This window comes from Alteromonas sp. ABH4_454, assembly GCF_056311775.1.
In genome coordinates this window covers 818,662-845,417 of record NZ_CM149972.1, presented here as the reverse complement: position 1 = coordinate 845,417, position 26,756 = coordinate 818,662, and the positions used below count along the sequence as shown (strand labels likewise).

The window sequence follows — 26,756 nt, the reverse complement described above, 5'->3', positions numbered from 1 at the left end:
TTAAAACCAATACATCAATTGTATTGACCACATTTCCCAATGCTTATCGGCGTGGGATGCCACATCACGGTTTAATAAGCTGACCACACGCGTTGCACCTTCAACCCAGTGATATTCGCCCTGTAATCGCCATTTGGGCGCGATGTCCCAACGTAACCCCACCGTATAAGTATCTTGATACCCGAAGTAGGCAGGGATAAGCCCTCCAGTACTTGCCTCTAGGATTTTACCGTCTCTGTCGGAGGTATCGTTGATGTAGGTATCGTAACCAATAAGACCGCTGATTTCGTTGTTAAATAGGTATCTAAATTGAACAAAGCCACCTTCACCAGTACGTTTTTCAGCAAAGTCAGGGGCAAATAACCCTTGGCTGTCTTGTTTTTCACGAAGTACCTCTGCAGTGACTTCCCACTTCTCAGCAAAATATTGGGCGGACAGCATAAAGCGCTCGACATTAGCTCCACCAGACAAACGGTTATCATTTTGTGATGGGGTGTACCTAAAGTCGGAATTAAGCCAACTCGCACCTACCTTCCACGTCATTGATGAGGGCTGCAAAAATACGCTAGCTTGATGCGCGAAATCTTGTTTGATTTTGCCCTCAGCTGCATCGCCTAAGAGAAAATCGCGCTGAGAGTCATTAATATTCGAGCGACCATAACTCCAGTTAAGCTCCCACGTAAATTCTTTACCATAGTGAGAGAAACTGGTTAGTATTCCGTTACTGCCCAAAGCGACATCGCGGAATCCGTCAAAATACACTGACTGAGGCAGTACTGACGTATATCGCGTTTGAGGGACATCTCTGGTTGATGAATAAAGCCAGTGGATGTTTTTAAAGCGTCCTGCATGAATTTGGCCCTGCCACCCGCCAGGTAAGTCAGGTAGTTTCCAGTCAACAAATAAGTAATCGAGGCGAGCACCTTGCTCGAAGCGATTCCCACCCTCTAGATAGTTAATTTGGCCTGCTATGGATATGTTTTCAGCAAGCTGATAATAACCGTTTAAACCGATTTCGGTGAGTTCACCTGTCACTTTATTATCGTCAGTAATAAAACTACTGTCTTTCGACTGGGTCAAGCCCTGTGAAACATAACCATGCCATGTAAAATCTGATTGCGCGCTAATAACATGCGAGCTAAATAGCCCAAGCGCTAAAGCGATGTATATTTTCATTTTAAATCTACCTCAACGCGTCTAAGCTTGACGATATCGGTCCGCTCAACATAACCGATAGAACCTACCGTGTTTTCCAATGCATCCACTAGCGCTTGATAAGAGGTTACTCTGATAGGGGTGATACCTTGGCCAGAATAGGTAATTTGATCCCAAAGACGAGACAGCTGATAAGGGAACATTTGAAGAATATCGCGGCAAAATTGACGGTGTAGCTCGTCGCTGTCTTGCAGTACGAAAACGGTAATTTTAGTGCCATTTTCCCAATACTGGCGCTGCCCCGTAAAGATCTGACGAAGTTCGGAGCGACTAAGTTCTTCAACCATTACACTTTCGTTCACCATGACGTTAAGTTCCGATGCATTTACTTTAGGCAAGCACATGAATAGCACTGCTAGTGTTAGCAGTACTTTTCTAAATGCAGCAAAAGAATGAATCTCGGACAGCCATCGCAAAGCGGGCTTTTTCATTAAGTAACGACTCCCTGTTCAAAAGAAGCACACAGCACAACGCTAAGTGTAGATAATAGTTGGTAGTTTTACCTTATGATAAAAAAATTAAACGAGGAACGGCGCAACTTTTTGCTTAACCATGTCTACGGTAATTTTTTCCATTAACTGGCTCCCTTTGGCTCGCGTTCCCCACGGTAAGGCGCTCCAAGGTTTCCCTTTTTGCTCTTCTATGCATTCATCATAAACCGACACCAACCTTTCAAGATTGTTGTAAGGCCCTGTTCTACGTGGATTAGAATGTGCGTATAGCCCAATAACAGGCGTGCCCACGGTAGTTGCCATGTGAGCAGGCCCAGTATCTGGTGCAATAACTAGGTGAGCATGCTTTAGTAACATAAGCAGCTGATGCAATGTTGTTTGCCCAGTAAAGTCTTTAAGCGGATATTTCACACTCGCTTTAATTGCATCAGCAGTTTTGCGGTCTAAATCTCCTGGACCGCCACATAATATCACGGTGACACCGGCCTCTTGGATATAGTCAGCAATACTTGCGTATCGTTGCGGCAACCAATTTCTTTCAGCCTTACTTGCCGCTGGTGAAATAACGACATATTTACCCAAGGTTTTAGCTTGTTCTTCTCCCCACTTTTCATCTTCTGATGCAACAGGAATACTCCAAGAAACAGCTTTTGGCTCAGGTACGCCCAATGCATCGGCAAAATCCATAAAACCTTTAAGCACATGAGCGTGCTTTGTGGCAGCCACCCTTTTATTGGCAAACAACCAGTGCAGCTCCTTACTTCGCGCCCAGTCAAAACCTATGCGCTGTTTTGCTTTAATCACTCGCGAAGCTAAGTTTGCCCGTAATGCCACTTGCATCATTAATAAAGCATCAAAGGTTTCACCGGCCACTTCCGCTTTTAGCGACTCTACTGCAGCTTTCCCTTTTGATTTATCAAAAATAATGAACCGTACGTTTGGCATCAGCTTCACAAGCTGATACTCCACTTTCCCTATTACCCACGTAATTTCAGCATCGTTCCACTGTGATTGAATTCGAGTAACCATAGCAACGGCATGACACACATCCCCAATGGCCGATAAGCGCATTAAACAAATCTTTTTTCCCACAGAAGCTCTCTCGTTGCTGAAAAACCAAAATAAATCATTAGAATATGAAATTTACCATAAGTTGTGGGCAACATGGCGACAATGCGACGAGACATAGGTGCTGGGCACCACTTTATTTTCGACAACACCTTAGTCAGTCAGCCTAATACAGAAATGTTTAGCCCTGAGTTTTGGCAGCTACAAAACAAGATAACAGGTCAAGCCAAGGGGCGTGGTACAACGATCTTCATTGAGCATGAAGGACAACACTGGGTTTTACGGCACTTTATGCGTGGCGGACTGGTAGGCAAGGTACTTAGTGACCAATACTTTTTTAATGGTATTGAACGTTCTAGACCTTTCGAAGAATTCGCATTGCTCGAATACATGCGAGGTGAAGGTCTTTTGGTACCTATTCCTGTCGCTGCACGTATCCACCGCAGAGGCTTGATTTATCGCGGCGATATTATCACCCTTAACATTCCTAATAGCCAAGACCTGCACCACGTTTTGTGCCAGCAGCCACTATCAAAAAACGAGTGGCAGGAAGTAGGGCGAGCGCTGGCTCGAATGCACAATTGCCAGGTTTATCATCACGATGCGAATGTTCGAAATATTATGATTGATAGCGATAAGCAAATTTGGCTAATCGACTTTGACCGCTGCTCGAAACGTAAAGGGGATAGCTGGAAACAAAGTAACCTAGATCGTCTATTGCGCTCTTTGCATAAAGAGCAAGGCAAAAACCCGATATTTCACTGGAAAGAAGACGATTGGACGGCATGCTTAGATGGCTACAACGAATTGGTGAAGCGTTAGAAACCGCGCATAATAAACATAATCGCAGCAGTACTTAGCATTACTCGTTAATGTGGTACAGTAGCCCCGTTGAACCTATAAACCCTATACGACAATAAGATTCAATTTATGCACACTAGAGCACTTTACCCAGGTACTTTCGACCCAATTACTAACGGTCATGCAGACCTTATTGAGCGAGCATCTCAGCTATTCTCTCACGTTATCGTGGCTATCGCGTCTAACCCCAGTAAAAAGCCGCTTTTTACATTAGAGGAACGGGTAGAAATGATAAAGAAAGTTACTGCCGATCTGCCTAATGTTGAAGTAGTAGGATTTACTGGTCTACTAGCGGACTTTGCGGATGAACAAAACGCGACTATTTTGATTCGTGGTTTACGCGCGGTATCTGATTTCGAATACGAATTCCAGCTAGCTAATATGAATCGACGCCTAAACCCTAAGCTAGAAAGCGTATTTTTAACTCCAGCTGAAGAAAACTCCTTTATTTCTTCAACTCTAGTGAAAGAAGTAGCCTTGCATCGCGGGGCCGTAAGTGGTTTTTGCCACCCCGTAGTAGAGCAAGCGTTAAGAGACAGGCTAGGTAAAAAGAGCTAGATAAACCGGCGCTTTCCAGTACAGCCGGTTTACAGTGTTATGTTGCTTTAAGCTATCTTTCTAGCTGTAAACCTTTCTAGCTATGAGTCTTGTCTTGCTATATTTAGCGCTGGCAGCGAGTACAGAAAAAGGTATTTCGCTGTCCTATTACCTTGCTTTCAATGGCTTTGCCACACACTTCGCAAGGCTCACCTTTTCTTCCATACACATTTAAATGCTGTGCAAAGTAGCCTGGCTTACCATCGGTTTGTGCAAAGTCTTTGAGCGTAGTGCCGCCCTGCTCGATAGCTTTAGCAAGCACTTGTTTTATTGTTGCAGTAAGTGACTTGTAACGAGCGGCGCTAATATTGCCCGCGGATCTTCTCGGGTCGATACCTGCAAGAAACAAGGCTTCGTTTGCATAGATATTGCCTACACCCACAACGATAGCGTTATCCATTATAAAGTTCTTTACCGGACCTTTGCGGTTGCGCGATAAGCTGAATAAACGTTTATCGTCAAAGTCGTCTGTAAGAGGTTCAGGGCCCAAGTTGTCGAACATTGATTGTTGTGTATTGGGCGCTTGAAATAAAACCGCCCCAAAGCGTCTAGGGTCGTTTAAGCGCAAACACTTACCAGTATTTAAAACAATGTCCACGTGGTCGTGTTTCACAACGGGTGTACTTGCGTCAATAACCCGCAGTTTACCTGACATACCTAGATGTAAAACCAGTGTACCTGTGGCAGTTTCAATTAGCAGATATTTCGCCCTACGCTTTACCGCTATTACCTTTTTTCCCTCAACCAGTGAGACTTCCTCTGGTATGGGCCAGCGCATTCTACGTTCTCTTACCACCACTTGAGTAATGGTATTGCCGATTAGATGAGGTGATACGCCCAACCGGCTTACTTCAACTTCTGGTAATTCAGGCATTTATAGTGTCCAGGGTAATAATTTATCAAGGTCGGTATTGGTTAATGTGTACCAGTTATTTTCGAATTTGATCACTACCGGTGATGTATTAGGATAAATAGCGTAAACCTTGCCGTCGCTATTACCCGCCAGCCACACCACTACAATAAACGGCTGCGTATTCAAGACCGATTCAGGCACTTCAGTTGCTGGATTCAACATAGCCCTTTGCCAATGTGAAAACTGCTCATCAGGCTTTACAGCGAGGCTGGTGTTAAGACCTTTTTGACGCCATTGTTGTCCGACACGTTCCAGGCTATTGTTATCATGCTCTATCTTTAGCACGTAAGCATCTTCAGGCAATAAGCTGCGCGTTTGTACTGGGCTTTTCTTTGGTACCAAACTGTCTAAGTTAAACAGTGCAATCATAATGAGCATCGCAACGATAACCACATTGTTCATTGCCCGCTGAGAAATTCTTGCCACGCCTTGTTCCTGTAAAATGGTCGACTATAAATACCGGAATATAGTAATACCTCACTCTCTTATAAGCTAACTCAATATTTTTAGGTGACTTTGAAAAGTATGCGCGTTTGTTCACATAAACCATGGTGCTGCTTAGCGTTTGGTGCTGAGCTTTATGTGTCTTGAACTTTTAGAAGCAAACTTTTTTCAGGCTGATGGCAACGTCTGATCTGATATAGACAAGGCCATTATTGACCTATGAATTATTTGGGATCATTTGTGCGCTACGTTGCGATCTCGCAGAGATCTGAGAGGTATACAAACAATTGCTAGAGTTAAAAAAGCAAAAAACCCAGCAAAGGCTGGGTTTTCGTGGAGACAAAAGCAAGCTAATTACTTGATTTTGGCCTCTTTGAACATAACGTGCTTACGCACAACGGGATCATACTTTTTGATCTCCATTTTGCCAGGCATGTTACGCTTGTTTTTATCAGTGGTGTAGAAGAAACCTGTACCTGCTGAAGAAACTAGTTTAATTTTATCACGCATTGTCGGCTTCCTTAGATTTTCTCACCACGGGCACGGATGTCAGTTAGTACTGAATCAATACCTTTCTTATCGATGATACGCATGCCTTTAGCAGACAAACGTAGTTTTACAAAACGGCTTTCGCTCTCAACCCAAAAACGGTGTGTTTGAAGGTTTGGTAAAAAGCGACGACGAGTCGCATTTCGTGCGTGTGAACGGTTATTACCAACCGTTGGACGCTTACCTGTTACTTGGCATACTCTTGACATTGTATTTGTCTCCAGAACAACGATAACTGTCGCGTCAGTTAATCCCAAGCGCTCAAACAGTGGTTGGGTCAAATGACGTATTACTATAAATTAGAGGGCGCATTTTATACAGCAAAGGCAGGATCATTTCAATAAGAAAGTACAAAAAGGTTACTTTTACGTACTATTTTTGCACAAAATACCACCAGCACTCATTTTTCACGGCCTGTATTGTACTTTTCTCTTCGCAGTTACGCTACGAATAAATACCTAATCTACACTTTAATTTCGTAGCTGAATTAAATTATCTACAGGCAAAAAAAACGCCACATTCACGTGGCGTTTTTCTATTTAGTCAAAAAAAGGCGACCTAACTTCAGTTAAATCTATCAATCTTGAAGGTCGGCGTAACATTTGCCCACCGTCACGAGAGATTGGTACCCAAGGGAATAATCCTCGCCCTTTCGACGGCTCTAGCAAGAACAAATCGGTAGGAATGGAAATATAGAAGCCTTTAGTAAAACTTCCCTCTCCATATTCTTCTGACGATACATCAGTAAAGGCAGCGTAAGCACCTACTATAATGCCGCTATCAAAGCGTTTGGCGTAATCAATATTTACACCTTTATCTTTCGCTAAGAATTGACCTGCACTAACCGTAATTTGCGTATCATCTAGGAATTCAGGCTGCCAATAGACACTTGCATGGCCGGTTAGCGTGTCGTAATCCTCTAAGCCTGTTTGGCTGTAAGGATCACGCTGCTTAACGTAGTTGATATCGATGCCGTAGGCGACATTACTATCGACAGGGCGATAAAGAATTTCACCACCTACACCAGCAAACATGGTTTCTAGATAACCTGCGTATGCTTGAGCATAAAGGTCGTCAGCGATATCGTCTTTGTAATGTAAAAACGCGGTATCTAACCATACATCATTTTCAGACACATATTCACGTACCCGGGTACGTACGCGAGGTAAAGACACGTCTTCACCATCTACGAGGTAATTAAACTTGTCGAAGTTATCAAGAAGCGTCACTCGTGCACTACTCACCACCGAGAAGTTTTCATTAAACGCATAGCCACCGTTGAGTAATAGCCCAGTTTGATAAAGGTAGAAGTCCTCTGGATTACCAAACGATTGAGTGAAAAAGAAGTCGGTGCTATAGAAAAAGCCTGACGTATTTGCGGGATCGTAAGCGTCCATCACTTCTTCAGAAGGTGACGTTCTTATGTAAGTCTCAGTTATTTCAGCATCCACTGACTCATAGCGGGCGGCAGAGATAAAGGCTTCAGCATCTATTTGTGTATCGACCATAGGAATGCCGCCACGATTATCTACCATATGATAAGTTTTAACACTATCAGGAAGCTCAGAAGCCGCTACGCGTCCCACGCGCTCGATAGCTTCATCTTGATCGCGATACTTAACCTGCGTTCCATAGAAAATTGCACTGTCTTCTTTAATTTCAGCATCGGACAAAACAAAACCGCCTGAATTATAAAGGTCATTATAAAGACGCGATTTATTCACATCTTTAACATTAGACGGTGCATTTCTTCCCAATAAGTTTCGCGGCGCATCGTCAAATTTGATCTGTGATGCTGTGTTCATGTTGAAGCGATATGTCACGCCAAAACCAATGGTATTTCCACGTTGGTAATTTAACGAGAAATCAAAGTCTTTGTAGCGATATACCGCGCCTACATTCCAGCGAGAATCTTGCTCTAACTGACCGGCTCTGTCACGTGAGTAATCGTTCCCTTCAAACTCTAGCTTTAGCGTTAAAGGTTCCCACGGCGTTTGGTACTCTACGCCACCAAAGAAGGCAGTTGTACCTTTAAAAAATTGATCGTAATCGACCTTACCACCACGGCCTGAGAACCCGCCAGGACGTTCACAAAAGCTGTCTCTAACCTCACAAAATGGGTTAGTGATATCGTCAGCTGTTCCTAAATATCCCCAGCCTAAGCCTAAATGAAAATCAAACGGCCCCACCGATTTACTGGCGTTTACGTATTCGCTTTCAAAGAAGCCTGTGCCACCGAAGTCTCTAAAACCAACGCTAATATCTGGTAGGTAATAACTTTCTTTCCATAGCCTGAATTTAACGTCTAGGCCCTTATCTTTTAAGGTTTGGTCGCCACTGAATGATTCAACTTGGCTATATAAACGTGTACGTACGTCGGTATAGCGAGCGGTCGCTTCCATCCAATCATAAAGCTGGATATTAACTGACCAAAAACGATATTCGCCGTTATCGGTGTAGTTGATGGCCATTCCGCCTTCGTCTCGCATACGCGCGGTTGGCGTTTGGATTAGGCCATTACCGCCTTGCACCATTTGAGAAGGCGTAACCCGAAGTTGAGTATCGGCAAGCGTGGCAGAAGACAATGCGCTGCCAATTACCAGCGCGAGTGTTTTTTTCTTAGATACTTTTTTCTTAAATATTGGCGCACTCATTGCGGTAAAACCCTATGTACAGCTAACGCGGCGACCCGCTCATTTAATTGCTTAAGTTTATTGCTGAAAAGCTCTGAAGAAATAGGCACGTAAACCTGGCTACCCGGCATAAGCTGAGCAAAATCTAAATTCCAGTAAGCAATACCCTTCTCTTCTATATTGCCCATGGGGTCAATGACGTAAACAACGCTTCTGTCGGCGTCTACCGCCTTTTTGACCGTATGAGCCGCCGTATAAATTGAAGTGTCGCTTTGATGTTGGTAAGCGCCTGGCTTTATTACCGCGCCCGAGAAATGCACTACGTTAGGGCGCCCATTCAAACGGATCCAATATTTACCCGGCTGGAACATAGGGTTGTCTTCGAAGAACAACCTAGCTCGATTGTAAGAGATAGGCATATCGATGCGCGTAGATACTGTCCATGATGACACTTGTTCAAACAAATTCTGTAGCGCTTTGTGAGTGTCTGAGTCTTTATCAAAGCTAGCCAGCAGTTCTCTTATTTGCGACAGCGCTATTTCTTTTTCTCTTTCAGCTGTTGGATTGGTTAAATCAAATGCAGAAGCTGTAGGCCAATACCAATCGCCATTATCAGCCACTATAGACAACACACTTGATAACCTGATTGGTCGGTCGAACTGATAAGTTTGCTTGTTCACCATAACGCTTACAAGGCCGTCATTGGCATATAAACTAGTAGATGTAATAAGACCTAAGGCAATAAAAAGCGTAGAAATAAACTTCATTATTGCGTTACTCCTTGTTTGTTCATCTCACGTACTACACGGCTTAGATAAACCATGTCGTACACGTCTCCCTTAGGGCTGAACTGTTGCTTTGTGGCCATCAGTTCTTTCGTATGTTTGTGCAAGAAGTAGGTATTTTCCCACGACAGACCCACGTCAATAAACGGGGTATATTCTGAAAAGTCTACGGTTTCTACGACTTTAATAAGGGGCACAGTAAAGCCTAGGTATTCGTGGGTTTCCTCGCCCACAATTCGCCATGAAGAGTCTACTGGAACACCATAGCCAATTGCGTCGATATCCACTTTACGCTTCCAGCTAAAAGGCAAAACATCGTTGGTGGCTAACGGATTATGCTGCAAATTTCCTGTATAAAAGAGGTCGTTATCTAAACCTTCAGTTTTAACAATTATGCCGTGATGCATGGTGAAGATGACTCTATCACCCGACACCCATTTATACTTATCACCGTCAATATAGGCTAATGCAAGAGAGGCTGCGTCTCGCTCCCCCGCTTTAATTTGCATAATATCCGCCTTACTCGCTGCAATTTCTTCAACGGTGTAAGTTACCGTGCGGTCTTTAAAAGCAAGTTTAAGCGTATTGTAATAAGCAAGTGTTGTTGTGGAACAACCCGATAGAAAAAGGCAAAGAAAGCCGATAAGGGCCGATAGAATATGTAGTTTCATTAAAGTACGCCGACAAACACTAAGAATGATGAAATTTTGCTCTAAAAATAAAAAAAGCCGCTAAAAGAAGCGGCTTTTTCGAATACTCTTAAATTTACTGTACGGTCGGCGCGTAAGTAAATGTAACAGGCACGGTAATTGTCTTAGTTACAGTGCTTGTACCAGAAGTAGTAACAGTAACAGTGTTAGTTGTACCAACACATACGTCGTCTACGATTTGATCGTCGCCTTCGCAAGTAGGTTCACCTGGAGTAACGCCACCATCTCCTGGCGCGTCTGCAGAGTTGTTGTTTGCAACACCAGCAATGATACCAGCAGCAACAACACCAGTAGCGATAAGACCACCGCTTACTGCGCCTGCGCCACCTGCACCAGCACCACCTTCATTTTCTTGTGCGTTAACACCAGCTACCATAGTAGCAGCTGCAAACAATGCAATAATTGACTTCTTCATAACAGTCCTTTAATAAAATTACCCACTAAGTCCTATGCTAAATCATTTTCAACCATTTGACTAGATTATAATCGACAAATGACTTAGAAATCTTATGTTAGCAAGCCACGCTGCGCAAATGAAATGGTTTCTTTATCTCCAACCACAAAATGATCAAGCACAGGCACGTCGATCGATGCCATGGCATTTTTGATCTCGGCTGTTAACCGAATGTCTGCATGGCTAGGTTCTGCTACGCCTGAAGGGTGATTATGGACCAAAATGATCGCCGCCGCGTTGTCGATCATAACCTGCTTGATCAATTCTCTCGGATACACTGCAGCGCTATTGATCGTTCCGTTAAACATGGTACGAAAAGCGATAAGTTGATGTTGGCTATCAAGCATCAAAAGCGCAAACTTTTCCCTTTCGCAGTCTCTTAATTTGGCCTGCAAGTAACGCTTAGTGTCATCTACGTTGTTAAATACATCTTGGCGTTTAAGTTTTATTTCTAAATTACGCTTAAAAATTTCAAACCCTGCTTGGAACTGGGCATACTTACACGGCCCAATGCCAGACACCTTTGCATAGCTTTCTTTTGTCGCAGTTACCACACCTCGCAAACACCCTAATTCATTTAGCAATTCGTGCGCTACAGATAAGGCGCTCTTTCCTTTAACACCTTTACCCAGCAACACTGCGATAAGCTCAGCGTCACTTAAGCTTTCTGCACCTTGCTGTAGTAGCTTTTCTCTTGGCCTTTCACTTATCGGCCATACTTTTATCGACATGTACTTGGTCCGTTAACTCAATAAAACAGTGGTTATAGTTGAATTGAAAGAGATTAACGACTGTATAAAAGGCGGGTTTCTTCTTTTGAAGTTGAGCAGATAAAAGACAAACAGTATCTAAACGCCAAGATCGACTTTTGTTCAGCTATCCGATTTTTTGTCACCATGGTAGGCTAATATTAATATTTAGATTTAGTGTTCTTTTATGTCTATTGCTAATAAAAACATTTTGCTGGGCGTGACGGGCGGTATTGCCGCTTACAAAGCCCCAGATTTAGTGCGAAAGCTCACCGCATTAGGTGCAAACGTACGTGTTGTTGTCACCGACTCTGCCGCAGAGTTTGTGAGCACTTTATCGCTTCAAGCTGTGTCAGGAAATCCGGTGCATCAGCACCTTCTCGACCCAGCTGCTGAAGCTGCGATGGGGCACATCGAATTAGCAAAATGGGCCGACATCCTACTTATTGCGCCAGCCACAGCAAACACTATCGCTAAACTTGCTCACGGCATGGCAGACGATTTACTAACCACGCTTTATTTGGCCACAACCGCTACGCTTTTTGTTGCCCCAGCAATGAACCAGCAAATGTGGAAAGCATCGGCGACACAGCGAAATATTGCTACACTTCAAGAAGACGGTGTAACCTTTATTGGCCCAGCAAGTGGTGAGCAAGCTTGTGGTGATGTAGGCTCAGGCCGCATGGTTGAACCTGTAGATATCGCCAATGCATTAAATGACAATGAAGATAAGTCTTCAGAGTTGGCATTAGCATTAACAAACCTAGCGGGAAAACAAATCACGATTACCGCAGGGCCAACCAGAGAGCCGTTAGACCCGGTACGCTATATCTCTAATCACAGCTCTGGAAAGATGGGGTTTGCTATTGCGCAAGCTGCGGCTGAAGCGGGCGCGAACGTAACGCTAGTTGCAGGGCCAGTAACGCTTTCTACGCCTACCCTTTGTAACCGTATCGATGTCACCACCGCAGATGAAATGCTTAAGGCCTGCGAAGAACTTGTGCCTTCAACAGATATTTTTATTAGCACTGCAGCGGTTGCCGACTATAAGGCATGCTCAGTGGCGGACAATAAAATAAAGAAAACAGGAGATGAGTTAACACTTACTTTTGTTAAAAACCCTGATATTCTAGCAACTGTATCTAACAGACAAGACCGCCCATTTTGCGTGGGCTTCGCAGCTGAAAGCCAAAATGTGGAAGATTATGCCCGCGGTAAGCTTACTAAAAAGAAGCTAGATATGATTGCGGCAAATGATATAACGGCTGAAGGTCTGGGGTTTAATAGCGATAAAAACGCGCTGCATGTAATATGGCAAGACGGTGATAAGCAATTGCCTGCCACCAGCAAAAATGCGTTAGCCGAGCAGCTGCTAGCGCTTATTGCAGAACGTTTTGCTTTCAACAATAAAAACTAACAGATACTTATTAAGTGTCGATAATAAAAACGATAAATATAAACGCTTTGGCGTAAGCCAACTTAACATGGAGCCCGGGTTGCTATAACTCGGTAGCGGAGGAACCACTTTCGTCATGCCTGCTGTCAAAAAAACAAATCGCAGAGCCCAAATTCTGCAAGCACTTGCTGGAATGTTAGAAACCAGCCCAGGTCAACGTATCACTACTGCTAAGTTAGCGGAAAAAGTCGGGGTGTCTGAAGCGGCACTGTATCGTCATTTTCCCAGTAAAGCGCGAATGTTTGAAGGGCTTATTGAATTTATTGAAGAAACGCTTTTTACGCGTATCAACAAAATTGTTAATGAAGAAAAAGACTCGCTCACGCGCTGTCAGCTAATTCTTCACCTTATTTTAGGCTTTGCAGAGAAGAACCCAGGCATTACCCGTATTTTAAACGGCGATGCGTTAATGGGTGAGCAAGACCGACTACGTGCGCGTATCGCCAAGCTTTTTGAACGTTTAGAAACCCAGCTTAAACAAGTGCTAAGAGAGCGCAAGCTGCGTGAAGGGAAAACCCTTTCCGCCGATGAAGCGATTATCGCTAATATGATGATTTGCTATACCGATGGACGTATTAACGGCTTTATTCGCAGCGGCTTTACCCGCAAACCCACTGAGCAATTCAATGAACAATGGGCCGCGTTTAAGCAAATGTTTGTGTAAGGCGCTAGGTTTAAACTAAGCATCAGTTTTTTGCATATTACTGATGCTTTATTCTGGCTCATTTCAACACTACTATTCGCAGTTAGTTTTTCTCAATATAATCAACTATGCGTAGCGAGCTTTTACCATCAGTAGGACCTACGTGATCTTCGGTATATGCCTCACGCTCTTCTTTATATAAATCTCTATTTTCTAATTGCTTTTCTATCGCGCCTCGTAGTTCTTTATAGCTGTTTATATGAAGCCCTATATTCTGATAAATCACGTTATCTTTACCAAAGCGCTTCTTAAAGCGGTATTTGAAAATACCCCGATATGACCACTTCAACTTAAAGAAGTTACATACGATTACAGGTTTAGTTAACGCGACAAACTCAAAGAGTGTGCTCGATGCTTCACTGACTAAAATATCTGCTTCTTTCATAAAAGGAAGTAAAGATATGTCTGTTTCGGTTGCTACATAGGTGTTACTAAACTCTCCCCACTTTTTCAGTTTTTTCCGCTGATTTTTGTAAGCTTCACGGGAGTAGGTGAAAGTGTGCGGCTTGATAAGAATATTGAAATCAGGAAAGTGGCTTGGCCAATTATCAGGAAAACATTCAAGTGAGCTTGGGTTAAAAGTGGGGGCAAACAATAGGGTCGGCTTATTCTCATCCAAACCTAGTTCAGCGTACTTTAAACCTGTTTCTGTATTGTTAAATAAGGGGTCGAGCTTGGAAAAGCCAACCTGAACAAACTCGTCATTCGGATATAGCTCTCTAATCTTTGCTAGACGTAGTTTACCCTCTATAAACCTAACCGTCATAGGCGTAGCTGATTTGTGATAGTAGCTAGGTTTAGGCCCAATACCATGACCGAGTTGTGCGGTTTTACTGGCTTTGTGAATATCATCTAAGTAAGGAAAGCCATTGCCAAAGAATATCCAGTCAGGGGACTCTTTCAAATAAAAGTCTCTGGCGGCTTTATCATCATCTACCCAGCAAAACTCATAGCCTAGCGACAATAAAACTTGTTCGAATTTCTGAACGTTGTTTTTATTGCTATAGCAAACGAGTTTAACTTTATGACCGCGCTTTACTAGTTCTTCACATATGGGAATAAATTGAGGTAAGTAATACACATTGACAGTATCAAAAGCTATCTTCATAAAATTTCTTATAATTATTTATTGTTAGTATCAAAAAAAATAAGCGACTGGGCGTAATACTTAATTTGTATTACAGTGTGAACAGTATCATTTATAAAATAAAATTTATGCTTAACACTACCCTATCTAAATTCGGTTATCCTGATAATCTTATAAAAACATACGATTATTGGCATGTTTTACTCAGACCTGGACAGGTAACCCTTGGTTCATTAGTTCTTATATGTAAAGAAAATGTCTTTAACTATTCTGATATCTCAGAAGAGGCTGCTAGAGAACAAAAGATCGTTGTTGCAGATATAGAAAAGGTGCTCAAAAAACGCTTCAACTTCTGCAAAATAAACTATTTAATGTTAATGATGGTGGATCCTGCTGTCCATTTCCACGTTATTCCTCGTTATGAACATCCCGTGATTTTTTGCGAAGAATCTTTTGAAGACAAGCACTGGCCTAAGCCACCTGTCTTAAGCGAAAAGCTTGAATTAGATGAGGATTATTTTGCTGAATTAAGAGCAACGTTACGCGCTGACTTTGCATTACTTTCATCTACGAACGCATCCGAGACAGGTAAAAAATATCAAAGAATGTATACGTCAGGCTGCTTTGACATTTTCCACCAAGGTCATCTAAATATACTGAAGAAGACAAAAGCGCTTTGTGATTATTTGATTGTAGGAGTCTCTACCGACGAGCTCATCGAGAAGTCTAAAGGACGCCCACCGCTTATCCCTTTTGAGGAACGAATTTCCATCCTCGAGTCCAACCGATATGTGGATGAAGTTATCCCTCAGGTGGATAAAAATAAACAAAGAGTGGTAGATGAATACAATATTGATGCGATTTCAGTGGGTTCTGATTGGAAGGGAAAATATCCTAGCGTAACCTGTGATATGGTTTATTTTGACTATACACCCAACGTTAGCTCTACCGTGCTTAAAAGAAAGCTATAAAAAACGCATGAGCTAGCAGTAACCTGCTAGCTCAAGCATAGCCGTTTACTTACTAAACGTATTACCGAAAAAGTCACCCTCGTTCCACTTAGGCTTATCTTTTTGGTTTGCTAGTGTCCAACCAATTTGCGCGTTGACCTTAGTAAACGTCTCCGCTGCATTCCAGTTGAAAGGCTGGTTAATATCATCGCTGGGTTTATGGTAGTGCGTAGATAAGAACTTACCAAATACCTTGCTGCCGTCTACGTTAGGATCTTTTGATTTAAGACCCGGCACCATAAATACTGAAGGTACACCTTGTTTTACAAACGCATAGTGATCTGAGCGAGTAAACAGCGCCTGCTCAGGCCATGGGTCTGGGCTTAGCTCGATATCGGCGTTAGCAGCGGCTTTTTCCACTGATTCTTGCAAATCACTGTGGTTTGCGCCAAAGGCAATAACGTCTGCAAACTCGTAGGTTAGAATTGGCATATCTAAGTTTACGTTCGCCACCATTGATGTAACAGGTACGGTTGGGTTACGAGCGAAATAGTCTGCACCTAACAGGCCTTTCTCTTCACCGGTTACCGACACGAACAGAATTGAGCGCTTTGGCTTTTCTTTCATTTCGCTAAACAGGCGTGCTGTTTCTAACATCACTGATGTGCCCGACGCATTGTCCATAGCACCATTGTTAATGTTGTCTTTCTTCACTGTTTTGGCAAAACCAATGTGATCAGAGTGAGCAGAGAAAACCACGTACTCGTTTTTAAGCTCTGGGTCTGAACCTTCAAGTACACCCACTACATTCGGGCTTGTAATGGTGTCGTGAACACTCTTCTTACTAATATCTACCACACCGTTTAATGCAAAGCCTTGCGGTACTTTGTCAGCTTCAAGAACTGCATAAACGTCATCAAGGCTCTTTTCAGCACCTTCAAATAACTTACGCGCAGCGCCTTCACTCATATAAGCGCCCCCTTTCAGTTGAGAAAAGCTGTTTGCAGGCTGATCTTTGTCGTCTAACCAAGCCATACGCGGTGTATGAATATAGTTCAAGCGGCTTTGATAAGGACGCACTTTTTCATTTTTGGGCGTAGTAATAGTGATCATGCCAATAGCACCATTGTCTACCGCATACTTTTGCTTTTGATAGCCAGATGCAAAGTGAGCGCCCTCTTCTGATGGAAAGTCGCTTGGCTTACCAGCAAGGGCCACAACAATCTTACCTTCTACATCTAGGTCTTTGTAATCGTTGTGAGATAGCTCGTCAGCTACAATACCGTAGCCGACAAATACCATTTCGCCTTTTACATTGCCCTCAATACTGAGCAAACTCGGGCTAGCTAAGTACTCTTTTGGATAATCAAAATCGATGGTCTCGCCGTTTTGGGTGAAGGTAAACTTAGGAGACTCTTGAACCAGATTGGCTTTACGAAACGATACGTTTTGTACGTAACCATCTGTACCTGCCGGCTTCAAACCATATTTGGCAAATTCGGTAGCAATATAAAGCGCCGCAATTTCATGGCCGCGAGAACCAGTATCACGACCTTCAAGTAAGTCATCAGCTAAGAAAAACAGGTGTGATTTAATTCGCTGTGTATCAGGGTTAAAAGCATTGTCTGTCGATGCGTGGTTGTGAGCAGTAGCAGCAAAGGTCATTGCTGTCATTGCACTACCTATTAGTAGTTTTTTTATCATTGTAATTTCACCGTATAACTAAGTGTGCGACATGGTAACGCAGTTAATAGGCGAAATACCATTAAACTGCATACGTTTACCATGTGTTTCCTACCGTTGCTCGCATTTTAGGAGCAAGGTAAAATTGTTAGCTAAACGCCGGTGTAGATTCCGGGAGTATTTATATTTTTAGTGAAGAGCAGCATCCATGTCGAAAGACGATATTCTTTACCGCGTTCAATTCATCAGCAATGGAGAACGTTACGAACTGTACGTTAGAGCCCTTACTCAGGGCGCTTTGTTTGGCTTCATCGAGATAGGTGACTTTGTATGGGATACCCATACGAGCGTTGTTGTAGATCCTAGCCATGAAAGGTTAAAAGCTGAATTTTCAGAAGTAACAAAAACTTATATTCCTATGCACAACGTTTTACGCATTGACGCCGTAAATAAAAAAGGAACAGCCAAAATTACTAAATTAGAAAATAAATCTGATAAAGTAACGGCTTTCCCTAGTCCAATATATACACCAACGAAAGAGTAGCCGCCGGAGTCTATCCGGTAAAGGTTACCGGAGACCCTTATGTATCGCTATCTGTTAGCAGCATTACTACTTATTTGCAGCGTTAGTTCATCTGCAAAGAGCCTTGACGATGAAAGCTTGTATCAACTACTTGATGACATTTGGCAGTATGAGCTTTCGGTTTCCCCGCTTTTAGCGTCTCGCCAAGGCGATAGTTCCTTGGCCCATGTGCTACCCGATATTTCACCAGAAGCACTTAAAGCACAAAATGAACAGTGGCGTGTGTTTCAAAAAGCCTTAAGTCAGTACGAAAAAGACTCTATCTCTACTGACGCTTATATTGCTTTGCTAATGCAGCAATACCGTTTAGCCAACTATGTGGATGAATATACCTATCGCGCGCACTTGGTGCCCATCAACTCAGAATACGGCTTTCACGGTGCCATGGCCTCGCTTCCTAACTTATCTACGTTTAAGCGTGTAGAAGACTATCAGGCATACATTAGCCGCTTAAACGCACTTAAGCCTTATTTTAACCAGCAAATTACTTATATGAAGCAGGCGTTAAAAGAAGGCTACACGCAGCCCAAAGTCGTGCTGAAAGGGTTTGAAGACTCAGTTGCGTCGTATATTGTTGAAAATGCAGTGGACAGTGGCTTTTATTCTCCGTTTACCCGCTTTCCAGAGTACTTTACTGCCGAGCAAAAGGCAGCGTTAGCAGAGCAAGGCAAAGCAGCCATAAACAGCAGCGTGTTGCCTGCGTATCAAATATTCTACGACTTCATGGTAGAGGAATACATTCCTAATGCCCGTGAAGATATTGCCGCAAGAAACTGGCCTGATGGTGTGGCCTATTACGCCAATAGAGCCAAGCATTACACCACAACAGATATGACCCCTCAGGAAATCCACGATTTAGGTTTGTCTGAAGTAAAACGTATTCGCGCGCAAATGCAGCAAATTGTGGATGAGCTTGGCTTTGATGGCGACATTAACGACTTTATTGCGTTTTTACGCGAAGACCCTCAGTTTTATGCCACCAGCGCTGAAGATTTGCTGAAAGAGGCGTCGTTTATTGCAAAGAAAATGGACGCGAAACTCCCTTCTCTTTTTGAGTATCTACCAAGAACGCCTTACGGCGTAGCACCCGTGCCAGATGCTATTGCACCTAAATATACAACGGGCCGTTACATCCATCCTAGCCGCGATGATCAGCCAGGATATTACTGGGTAAATACTTACGCCCTTGATAAACGCCCTTTATATGCGCTGCCTGCTTTGACATTACACGAAGCGGTTCCAGGGCATCACCTTCAAATTTCATTAGCAGCAGAGCTTGAAGATTTACCTATGGTACGCCGTAACACCTATATTTCAGCATTTGGTGAAGGCTGGGGACTGTACTCTGAGTTTTTAGGTATTGAAGCAGGTATTTACGAAACGCCGTACGACAACTTCGGTCGCTTAAGCTACGAAATGTGGCGTGCGTGTCGCTTAGTGGTCGATACTGGTATGCATACAATGGGTTGGAGCCGTCAGCAAGCGGTGGACTATATGATGGAAAACACCGCGCTTTCAGAACACAACGTTAATACGGAAATAGACCGCTATATCTCTTGGCCAGCGCAAGCGCTGTCATACAAAATTGGTGAAATCAAAATAAAAGGCCTTCGCGAAAAAGCAGAGATTGCTTTAGGTGAGCGTTTTGACGTGCGCAAATTCCACCGCGCGGTGTTAGAAAATGGCTCAGTTCCACTTTTCATATTGGAACAAAACATCAACACCTTTATAGAAGAACAAAAGGCAAAATAAACATGATCGTTGCATTTGGAGTTATAGGATTACTTATCCTGTTTTTAATTTACTTTGTGCTGCGAGCGCAGAACTTACAGAAAGAGCTGGCGCTGTTGCGCCACTCGAATAAGCAGACTAGTAACAAGGTTACGTATGCTTATCGCAATCTTGTCCTTGTTACAGATGCGTTGGAAAAAAACCTTACCGCGCGTATTGAAAGTGCCTATAAAAGCCGTCTTATCGACCAAACTCAATATAATGCGCTGCACCCGCTTATGCGCAACTTTTCAACCATTATTATGGCTTGTTGTGAAAAAGGCATGTCTCTTGAAGAGTCTTTAAATAAAGCATTGCAGAATGAAGAAGTGACGCTTGAGGAAATTCGTGAGGTGGTGAAAGCACTTCCTAGCAACGTGCGTATGGTGTGGTCAAAAAATACCGCTGATGGTTTTATTGCTTTTTGCCAAACCGTTACAGCAACCGTAAGCGGTACTGCAGCAAAATCACAAAAAGAACCTTCATCACAAGAGTAGCCTCTTACTCTTATCCCCATGTTAGCGTCGATAAAGTGCTAATTACGCGTTAGGGTCGCCCGCTTTACTGTGTTGTTAGGATTGGCGGCCCTCGTCTATATCACTACTCTTTTAAAAGTTTAATCTTTTTACCTTTTCAAACTAATCAGTAAGTTAGCGCTTAAAACAACAAGTCAAAAACCTTTTGTCTTGAAAAGGGTTATTGCTGCATTATAATACTGTATAAAAATACAGTTTATTTTGAGTGCCATGAACAAATCGTTATCCGTGCTTAACAACCACCCGCATATTTGGCGGGCCAGAGATAAGAAGCAAAGTGAAGCCAAGTTTTCGCTGGGGTTTCCGCGTCTGGATAAAGCGCTTAACGGTGGCGTTGCCTCTACGGGGCTTGTACGTATTGCCTCACTAACCGGCGTGGGTGAGCTTTCGCTCTTTAAACAGGTTATTTGCCAGCATCGCACGCATAAACTGGTGGTATTTATTAACCCTCCTGGGCTACTACAGTCGCCGTGGTTAGAAAATCTGGGGCTTAAAGCACAACAGGTGCTGGTAGTAAAAACAAGTGCAGAACAAGAATCATTATGGGCAGCAGAACAGTGCTTAAAAAGTACGGCTTGCCATTGCGTGGTGCTGTGGAGTAATGCTGTAAATCAAAAAGAAGCGCGACGCCTACAGGTAGCAGCAACGCATAACGATGCGCTGTGCTTGCTGTATACTCCACCGCAACAGCAGGCCTTACAGTTAGGCTCCCAAAAAGCCGACATGGGGAGCGATTCACAAGCCACCCTTTCGAATCAAAGCGACAGTGCATTACCCGTTATTTTAGATATTGCATTAAAAGGTAACCCCCATGCTTTGGCAGTGAGCATACGCAAGCAGCGTCATGGGTGGCCCAAAGATAACATTGTTATTTCTCATCAGTGGACCCCTGACAATCAGGCCATTAAATGGGCCATGGCACACAACACGCTTTCCGACAAGGCGCTACACTCTGTGAGCTAATAATGTTGTGGGCTTATATTTACTGCTATCAACTTACTTTAGACAGCCACATAAAAGCGGCTAAAACTAAACGTACGCCCAGGCAAGGGTCTAGAGACGAATCTAACGGAAGTTATTCTTCATTACCGTCGAATACACCTATTGCTGTGTATTGCAGTAAAACAAACAAAATTACGCAGTGTAATGATATTGCGATAAAAGAAGGCATTGAAGTTGGTCATGGACTTGCCCAAGCCGCGGCGCTGTGCCCCTACGTGCATATTCTGCCTTTCAGTGAAGAAGCCGAAAAGCATATGCTGACGCAGCTAGCCCATAGGCTGTACCCTCTTGCTTCTGACATCGTACTAGACAGCCACATTCATTCGAATGGCGTAAATGGCCTGGCAGTAAGGCTAGATAACCTAATCCATTATTATGGCGGGCATAAGCCGCTGTGGAAAACCCTAACTCAAGCACTCGCAGAGGCAAATATTCGCTATCATTTTGCTAGTGCATGGACGATTGAGGCTGCAAAGGTATTAGCCCTTCATCAACACAATACCTATATGCATGCGCCAGATGACATAAAGAAAGCACTAAGTAGGTGCCCGCTTTCTATTACTGCTTTGTCATCTAAAGTCATTGAGGCCTTGGCAAGGGTAGGTGTTACCCGTGTACAACAACTGTTGGCCATGCCGGTACAAGAGCTGGGGCGGCGCTTCGACAATAACACTATTATGTATCTTACTGCGTTAAGGGGAGAAACCTTTCCACGGGTTACATTATTTAGGCCTTTGGAGCACTTCGATAACTTTATCCTATTGCCTTTTGATATTGAAAACACGCAGCACCTAACCCCTTTTGTCACCCAGCAGTTTGAGCATTTGTCTCACTATTTACGGGCCAGGAACTTATATACATCAAGCATAAGCGTGCATATTCATTTCAGAGAAGCTCCTGTATTAGATATTAATATTCGCTCTGCAATGCCTCAGTCTTCGGTGCATAGTTGGCTACCACTGTTTAGCCTTAAAACTGAAAGCTTGGAGTTATCTGAGCCTGCCACAGCGATTGCGCTTACCTGTCAGCAGTTTGAAGAAATAGATTCGCAGAATGGCGACTTTTTTAGCAATAGGTTTAATAACGTTGCACAAAAGCAATTGATTGGCCGCTTAAACGCCAAACTAGGTGATAACAGTACGTTTCAACCTCGCGCTGCCGACAGCCATCAGTTTGAATATATGACGGTGAACGAGCCGAGCGCCGACAATTATGTTTATAGCAGTGACATTACGCCCACCTTTACCTTTGATACACCTAAACCGCTTATTCAGGCGACCCAAATTTGCTTTGGCCCTGTGAGGTTACACAGCGAGTGGTGGCATGACAGCCCAACAAGGCGAGATTATTTCATCGCCCAGACTGAGCAATGTGTAAGGCTCTTAGTATTTAAAGACGAAGAAAACCGTTGGTGGGTGCATGGACTTTTTTGCTAGCCGTATGCGGTTAAAGAAAAGGTAAAAGCGAAACCATGAAATACAGCGAACTCTTTTGCCAAAGTAACTATAGCTTTCTTTGCGGAGCCTCTTCTCCCGCAGAGCTTGTGACCACCGCGTCTTTTCTTGGCTATGACGCGCTTGCTATTACAGATGAGTGCTCAGTAGCAGGAGTCGTACGGGCTTTCGATGAAATAACCCATCAGGGTCTGCCTATTAAGCTTATTGTTGGCAGTTACTTTGTATTCGATGACACTTTATCTTTTATACTGCTGTGCCCGAACAAAGCAGCCTACAGCGAACTGTGCCGAATTATAACTAACGCGAGACGTCGCTCTGAAAAAGGAGAGTATCAACTGGCCGAGTGGGACTTACGTACCATTCGTCACTGCAAATTCATTTGGCTACCTAGCGGAAAAGAAGCCCACGACAAACATTGGGCTGAGTGGCTGCAAAAACACCCTAGCATTGATGCCTATATCGGTGCTCAGCGTCTATTAGACGGGCAGGATCATCAGAAGTTTGCGCACTACAACCATTTACAGTCTGCCTACCCCTTTCCTGTTATCGCCTGTACAGGTGTACTCATGCATCACGCTGACAGGCTACCGCTTCAACATGTTTTACATGCTACACACCAGCATACCAGTGTAGATAAAATAGGCCGGGAAGCATTGAGTAACGCAGAACGTAGTCTGCGCACCATACAAAAAATAAAGAAGCTCTACCCTGAGAAGTGGATAGCCAATACCAATGCCCTAGCCCAGGTATTCACGTTTTCTTTAGAAGAGTTGCGCTATCACTATCCTTCGGAACTTGTGCCACAGGGCTATACACCCACATCTTATTTACGGGAGCGCGTAGAAGCCGGTATTAAAGTGCGCTTTCCAGAAGGTATAACCTCTGAAATTCGCCAAATTATAGAAAAAGAACTAACACTTATTGCCGAACAAGAATACGAGTATTTCTTTTTAACCATTTACGACATTGTTCAATTTGCCAAGCGGCAGCGCATTTTGTACCAAGGACGAGGATCGGCGGCTAACTCTGTAGTGTGCTATTGCCTAGAGATAACGGCTGTAGATCCAAGGCAAATAAGCGTACTGTTCGAGCGTTTCATATCTAAAGAACGTAACGAGCCGCCCGATATTGATGTGGATTTCGAGCATCAGCGCCGTGAAGAGATCATTCAATACATTTATCAAAAGTACGGCAGAGAAAGAACCGCTATCGCGGCTACCGTTATTTGCTACCGCTTTAAATCAGCATTTAAAGATGTGGGTAAAGCGCTTGGCTTTAGCGAGTCACAACTTGATTTTGTAGTTAAACAAATCAATCGTCGAGACAGCGTTATTCCGTGGAAGTCTCAGCTGGCTGGACTAGGACTAAACCCTGAAGAGCCTAGGGTACGGCAGTTAATTACCCTTACCGAAGCTTTACTGGGAACGCCCCGACATTTGTCGCAACATGTAGGCGGTTTTGTTATTAGCGCAGGGCCGCTCTACGACCTTGTACCCGTTGAGAACGCCGCAATGGAAAACCGTACCATCATTCAATGGGATAAGGATGACATTGAAACCTTGGGCTTGCTAAAAGTAGATGTGCTGGCGCTAGGGATGCTAAGCGCTATTCGTCGTGCATTCTCTCTTATCAATAAACAATACTCTGTTGAAACCAGTATTCCATTTATCACTAAGCTCGGAGATGACAAACAGGTATTCGATATGATCTGTCGTGCCGATACCGTAGGCGTTTTTCAAATAGAATCACGGGCTCAGATGTCTATGCTGCCAAGGTTAAAGCCCCGCCGCTATTACGATTTGGTCGTACAAATAGCCATTGTACGGCCAGGCCCGATTCAGGGCGATATGGTCCACCCTTATTTGATACGTCGCCACGGCAACGAAAATATTAGCTACCCATCTAAAGATGTGGAAAAGGTGCTATCACGCACCATGGGCGTGCCTATCTTTCAAGAACAAGTGATTCAACTTGCCATGGTTGCCGCTGGCTTTAGTGGCGGAGAAGCCGACCAGCTGCGACGCGCTATGGCTAGCTGGAAAAAAGACGGCAGAATTTTTGAGTTCAGAGATAAACTCATTAAGGGTATGACGGATAAAGGCTATGAAAGTACGTTCGCTCATAACTTATTTGAACAAATCAAAGGTTTTGCAGGGTACGGCTTTCCCGAGTCTCACTCAGCGTCTTTTGCGGTATTAGCTTATGTGTCTTGCTGGTTGAAATTTTACTTCCCCGTAGAGTTTTACGTGGCGCTATTAAATAGCTGGCCCATGGGTTTTTATTCTCCTTCTCAATTAGTTCAAGACGCTAAGCGTCACCATATACGAGTAGAGGCGCCCTGCGTGAACCAGTCAAGCGCAGAACACACTTTGGTTGTAAAAGGCCAAGAAAAGTACATACAACTTGGTCTTAAGCTTATTAAAGGTTTAAGTGAAGCGTCGTCCCAGATTATTGTGGAAAACCGTACAGCAAAAGGCTACAACAACGTTGAACAGTTACAGCAGCTTTCGCTTAAAAGTAATGAGCTAGAGGCACTTGCCAGCGCCGATGCGCTTCGTACTATTTCAGGGAACCGGTACGAAACTCGCTGGCGAATTATGGATACACAAACGCGTTTACCGCTATTTGATACCGATGATTTTTATGCAGATAAAAGTGCCGCCCCCCTTGGCGCTAAACCCTCTGAAGCAGAAAACTTACTTGAAGATTATGCCTCGACAGGCTTGTCTGTAAATAACCATCCTATTTCACTGCTTAAGCAGCAACATGAGCTTAAAGACATAAGCTGGTCAAATTCACTTAAAGATAAAAAAAATAAGTCTGTTATTAAAGTACTTGGGGCAGTAACTGGTCGACAGGCCCCAGGTACTGCCGCAGGCGTTACCTTTCTAACTTTAGAAGATGATATAGGCAATATGAATGTTGTGGTATGGCAAGCTACGGCGCGCGCTCAGCAACAAACTTTTTTGAAAGCCAAGCTTCTTCAGGTTAACGGTATTATTGAACGTTCAAAAGAGGGGGTTATTCACATTATTGCGGGTAAGCTTATCGACCGTACATCTTGGCTCGAAAAGCTGACTTTAAACTCTAGAGATTTTCACTGAACCTTTTACAGAGACAAAGCAATAGATTATGGTCTGCGAAACGGTTATTTTATGAATGATAATTCCCTTTTTTGTTGAGTAGCATATAGACAATTCCGCTATACCTGTAGAGAACAGTTATCATTTTTGGAGTATAAAATGATGCGATGGATTGCGCTTTGTTTTATCTGCTTATTCAGTCTTAGTAGCTACGCAGATAAATATATAGTTGGCGCACAAGATTTAGCTTACTTCCCTCACTACGATTTTTCTTCGCCTGTAGATAAAGGGGTTGCTTGGTCAATTTTAGAGGCGTTTTCTGAAGCTTCTGGGCACGAATTTATTTATTTGAGTTTGCCTATAAGACGGCTTCAACTCGAGCTAGTTAAAGGTAATGTTGATTTTGTATACCCTGATAACAGAGGCTGGTATAACAGCATCACCACATCAAGCGATAAGCATTTTTCACTGCCCTTAACCAATGCAGTAACAGGAACTATCGTTAAACAAGAAAATGTTGGACAAGGTATTGATGAGATAAAGCATCTAGCCATGCCACTAGGTTTCACACCAGTAAACTGGCAACAAAGAATAGACAGTAAACATACAAAAATTACTTGGGTTACGAATATACAACAGGGCTTAGCCCTTCTATACCAAGAGCGCGTCGACGGGTTAGATTTGGAATACTTTGTTAGTCAAAGATCCGCACCGCTAGCGTATGAGAAAGGCGCGTTTACTTTAGATTTAACGCTTCCTCATAACGAAATCCCTTTTTCTTTATCTACCCTTTATCATAAAGACATTATTAGTGAACTGAATGATTTCATATCCTCAAACCCCGAATTAATTGATAGTATAAAAGCGAAATACGGAATAACCCCTTTTGAGCAATTGTCTCATCAGCTTCTTAACGAACAAGGATTGGAAATTGAAGAGGTTTGGAAATAATAAAAACGCGCTATGGAAACCCTTGTAAAAACTTCAATAATGTCAGTAATGTAGACTTTATAAAA

26 protein-coding genes are annotated in these 26,756 nt (G+C 43.3%); 12 read left to right on the top strand and 14 right to left on the bottom strand.

Annotated elements, in window-relative coordinates:
- From ACYX4W_RS03750 to ACYX4W_RS03740, 3 genes are all read right to left on the bottom strand, one after another.
- Complete coding sequence (locus tag ACYX4W_RS03750) at nucleotides 1-1,176, bottom strand: hypothetical protein (protein ID WP_476074705.1); 1,176 nt, start codon at nucleotides 1,174-1,176, stop codon at nucleotides 1-3.
- Entirely contained in the window at nucleotides 1,173-1,646 is a 474-nt protein-coding gene (locus ACYX4W_RS03745; RefSeq protein WP_474803191.1) for a hypothetical protein, read from the bottom strand. The genes ACYX4W_RS03750 and ACYX4W_RS03745 overlap by 4 nt, the downstream gene beginning before the upstream one ends.
- Nucleotides 1,647-1,733: 87 nt before the next feature.
- Nucleotides 1,734-2,759 (bottom strand): glycosyltransferase family 9 protein, encoded by a 1,026-nt coding sequence (locus ACYX4W_RS03740; RefSeq protein WP_474857195.1) that lies wholly within the window; start codon nucleotides 2,757-2,759, stop codon nucleotides 1,734-1,736.
- Between the two features lie 72 nt (nucleotides 2,760-2,831).
- Here ACYX4W_RS03740 and ACYX4W_RS03735 point away from each other — a divergent pair, with 72 nt between their 5' ends.
- Together ACYX4W_RS03735 and coaD are read left to right on the top strand one after the other, a co-directional pair.
- The gene (locus ACYX4W_RS03735) at nucleotides 2,832-3,557 is read left to right on the top strand and encodes a 3-deoxy-D-manno-octulosonic acid kinase (RefSeq protein WP_476074704.1); all 726 of its coding nucleotides are present in this window, start codon (nucleotides 2,832-2,834) and stop codon (nucleotides 3,555-3,557) included.
- Nucleotides 3,558-3,665: 108 nt separating this feature from the next.
- The gene (coaD, locus tag ACYX4W_RS03730) at nucleotides 3,666-4,154 is read left to right on the top strand and encodes a pantetheine-phosphate adenylyltransferase (RefSeq protein WP_179981907.1); all 489 of its coding nucleotides are present in this window, start codon (nucleotides 3,666-3,668) and stop codon (nucleotides 4,152-4,154) included.
- A gap of 103 nt (nucleotides 4,155-4,257) precedes the next feature.
- Here coaD and mutM read toward each other — a convergent pair whose 3' ends face one another.
- From mutM to radC, 9 genes are all read right to left on the bottom strand, one after another.
- Nucleotides 4,258-5,067: a bifunctional DNA-formamidopyrimidine glycosylase/DNA-(apurinic or apyrimidinic site) lyase gene (gene mutM, locus ACYX4W_RS03725; RefSeq protein WP_476074703.1), complete on the bottom strand. Its 810-nt coding sequence runs from the start codon at nucleotides 5,065-5,067 to the stop codon at nucleotides 4,258-4,260.
- A complete protein-coding gene (locus ACYX4W_RS03720; RefSeq protein ID WP_476074702.1) occupies nucleotides 5,068-5,532 on the bottom strand; it encodes a hypothetical protein in 465 nt (154 codons plus the stop codon).
- A gap of 372 nt (nucleotides 5,533-5,904) precedes the next feature.
- Complete coding sequence (rpmG, locus tag ACYX4W_RS03715; protein WP_012516577.1) at nucleotides 5,905-6,060, bottom strand: 50S ribosomal protein L33; 156 nt, start codon at nucleotides 6,058-6,060, stop codon at nucleotides 5,905-5,907.
- 11 nt (nucleotides 6,061-6,071) lie between these two features.
- The gene (gene rpmB, locus ACYX4W_RS03710; RefSeq protein ID WP_012516576.1) at nucleotides 6,072-6,308 is read right to left on the bottom strand and encodes a 50S ribosomal protein L28; all 237 of its coding nucleotides are present in this window, start codon (nucleotides 6,306-6,308) and stop codon (nucleotides 6,072-6,074) included.
- 330 nt (nucleotides 6,309-6,638) lie between these two features.
- A complete protein-coding gene (locus tag ACYX4W_RS03705; protein WP_476074701.1) occupies nucleotides 6,639-8,753 on the bottom strand; it encodes a YjbH domain-containing protein in 2,115 nt (704 codons plus the stop codon).
- A complete protein-coding gene (locus ACYX4W_RS03700) occupies nucleotides 8,750-9,499 on the bottom strand; it encodes a capsule biosynthesis GfcC family protein (protein ID WP_474834302.1) in 750 nt (249 codons plus the stop codon). Before ACYX4W_RS03700 ends, ACYX4W_RS03705 begins: the two co-directional genes overlap by 4 nt.
- On the bottom strand, nucleotides 9,499-10,188 hold the full coding sequence (locus ACYX4W_RS03695) for a YjbF family lipoprotein (RefSeq protein ID WP_476074700.1): 690 nt from the start codon (nucleotides 10,186-10,188) through the stop codon (nucleotides 9,499-9,501). The genes ACYX4W_RS03700 and ACYX4W_RS03695 overlap by 1 nt, the downstream gene beginning before the upstream one ends.
- A 94-nt stretch (nucleotides 10,189-10,282) precedes the next feature.
- Complete coding sequence (locus ACYX4W_RS03690) at nucleotides 10,283-10,642, bottom strand: hypothetical protein (protein WP_476074699.1); 360 nt, start codon at nucleotides 10,640-10,642, stop codon at nucleotides 10,283-10,285.
- Nucleotides 10,643-10,734: 92 nt separating this feature from the next.
- A complete protein-coding gene (gene radC, locus ACYX4W_RS03685; protein ID WP_476074698.1) occupies nucleotides 10,735-11,412 on the bottom strand; it encodes a RadC family protein in 678 nt (225 codons plus the stop codon).
- 205 nt (nucleotides 11,413-11,617) lie between these two features.
- Between radC and coaBC the strand changes: the two genes are divergently transcribed.
- Both coaBC and slmA read left to right on the top strand, forming a co-directional pair.
- A complete protein-coding gene (gene coaBC, locus ACYX4W_RS03680) occupies nucleotides 11,618-12,847 on the top strand; it encodes a bifunctional phosphopantothenoylcysteine decarboxylase/phosphopantothenate--cysteine ligase CoaBC (protein WP_474857186.1) in 1,230 nt (409 codons plus the stop codon).
- 115 nt (nucleotides 12,848-12,962) lie between these two features.
- Complete coding sequence (gene slmA, locus ACYX4W_RS03675; protein ID WP_012516568.1) at nucleotides 12,963-13,550, top strand: nucleoid occlusion factor SlmA; 588 nt, start codon at nucleotides 12,963-12,965, stop codon at nucleotides 13,548-13,550.
- 82 nt (nucleotides 13,551-13,632) lie between these two features.
- Here the strand turns inward: slmA and ACYX4W_RS03670 are convergent, their stop codons facing one another.
- Complete coding sequence (locus ACYX4W_RS03670) at nucleotides 13,633-14,697, bottom strand: CDP-glycerol glycerophosphotransferase family protein (RefSeq protein ID WP_476074697.1); 1,065 nt, start codon at nucleotides 14,695-14,697, stop codon at nucleotides 13,633-13,635.
- A 107-nt stretch (nucleotides 14,698-14,804) separates the two neighbouring features.
- Here ACYX4W_RS03670 and ACYX4W_RS03665 point away from each other — a divergent pair, with 107 nt between their 5' ends.
- On the top strand, nucleotides 14,805-15,647 hold the full coding sequence (locus ACYX4W_RS03665; protein WP_476074696.1) for an adenylyltransferase/cytidyltransferase family protein: 843 nt from the start codon (nucleotides 14,805-14,807) through the stop codon (nucleotides 15,645-15,647).
- Between the two features lie 45 nt (nucleotides 15,648-15,692).
- On the opposite strand, the gene ACYX4W_RS03660 is transcribed toward ACYX4W_RS03665, so the two are convergent.
- Nucleotides 15,693-17,330 carry a M28 family metallopeptidase gene (locus ACYX4W_RS03660; protein ID WP_476074695.1) on the bottom strand — a complete coding sequence of 546 codons (1,638 nt, stop codon included), beginning with the start codon at nucleotides 17,328-17,330 and terminating at the stop codon, nucleotides 15,693-15,695.
- A 187-nt stretch (nucleotides 17,331-17,517) separates the two neighbouring features.
- Here ACYX4W_RS03660 and ACYX4W_RS03655 point away from each other — a divergent pair, with 187 nt between their 5' ends.
- From ACYX4W_RS03655 to ACYX4W_RS03625, 7 genes are all read left to right on the top strand, one after another.
- Nucleotides 17,518-17,853: a DUF1820 family protein gene (locus ACYX4W_RS03655; protein WP_136783251.1), complete on the top strand. Its 336-nt coding sequence runs from the start codon at nucleotides 17,518-17,520 to the stop codon at nucleotides 17,851-17,853.
- A gap of 39 nt (nucleotides 17,854-17,892) precedes the next feature.
- Complete coding sequence (locus ACYX4W_RS03650) at nucleotides 17,893-19,644, top strand: DUF885 domain-containing protein (protein ID WP_476074694.1); 1,752 nt, start codon at nucleotides 17,893-17,895, stop codon at nucleotides 19,642-19,644.
- Nucleotides 19,645-19,646: 2 nt separating this feature from the next.
- Nucleotides 19,647-20,159: a hypothetical protein gene (locus ACYX4W_RS03645; protein WP_474857181.1), complete on the top strand. Its 513-nt coding sequence runs from the start codon at nucleotides 19,647-19,649 to the stop codon at nucleotides 20,157-20,159.
- A gap of 249 nt (nucleotides 20,160-20,408) precedes the next feature.
- The gene (locus ACYX4W_RS03640; RefSeq protein WP_476074693.1) at nucleotides 20,409-21,161 is read left to right on the top strand and encodes a recombinase RecA; all 753 of its coding nucleotides are present in this window, start codon (nucleotides 20,409-20,411) and stop codon (nucleotides 21,159-21,161) included.
- A gap of 2 nt (nucleotides 21,162-21,163) precedes the next feature.
- Complete coding sequence (locus tag ACYX4W_RS03635) at nucleotides 21,164-22,636, top strand: Y-family DNA polymerase (protein ID WP_476074692.1); 1,473 nt, start codon at nucleotides 21,164-21,166, stop codon at nucleotides 22,634-22,636.
- Between the two features lie 35 nt (nucleotides 22,637-22,671).
- Nucleotides 22,672-25,761, top strand: a complete 3,090-nt coding sequence (locus ACYX4W_RS03630) for an error-prone DNA polymerase (protein ID WP_476074691.1) — start codon at nucleotides 22,672-22,674, stop codon at nucleotides 25,759-25,761.
- A gap of 138 nt (nucleotides 25,762-25,899) precedes the next feature.
- A complete protein-coding gene (locus ACYX4W_RS03625; RefSeq protein ID WP_474803242.1) occupies nucleotides 25,900-26,691 on the top strand; it encodes a hypothetical protein in 792 nt (263 codons plus the stop codon).
- The last annotated feature ends 65 nt before the right edge of the window (nucleotides 26,692-26,756 follow it).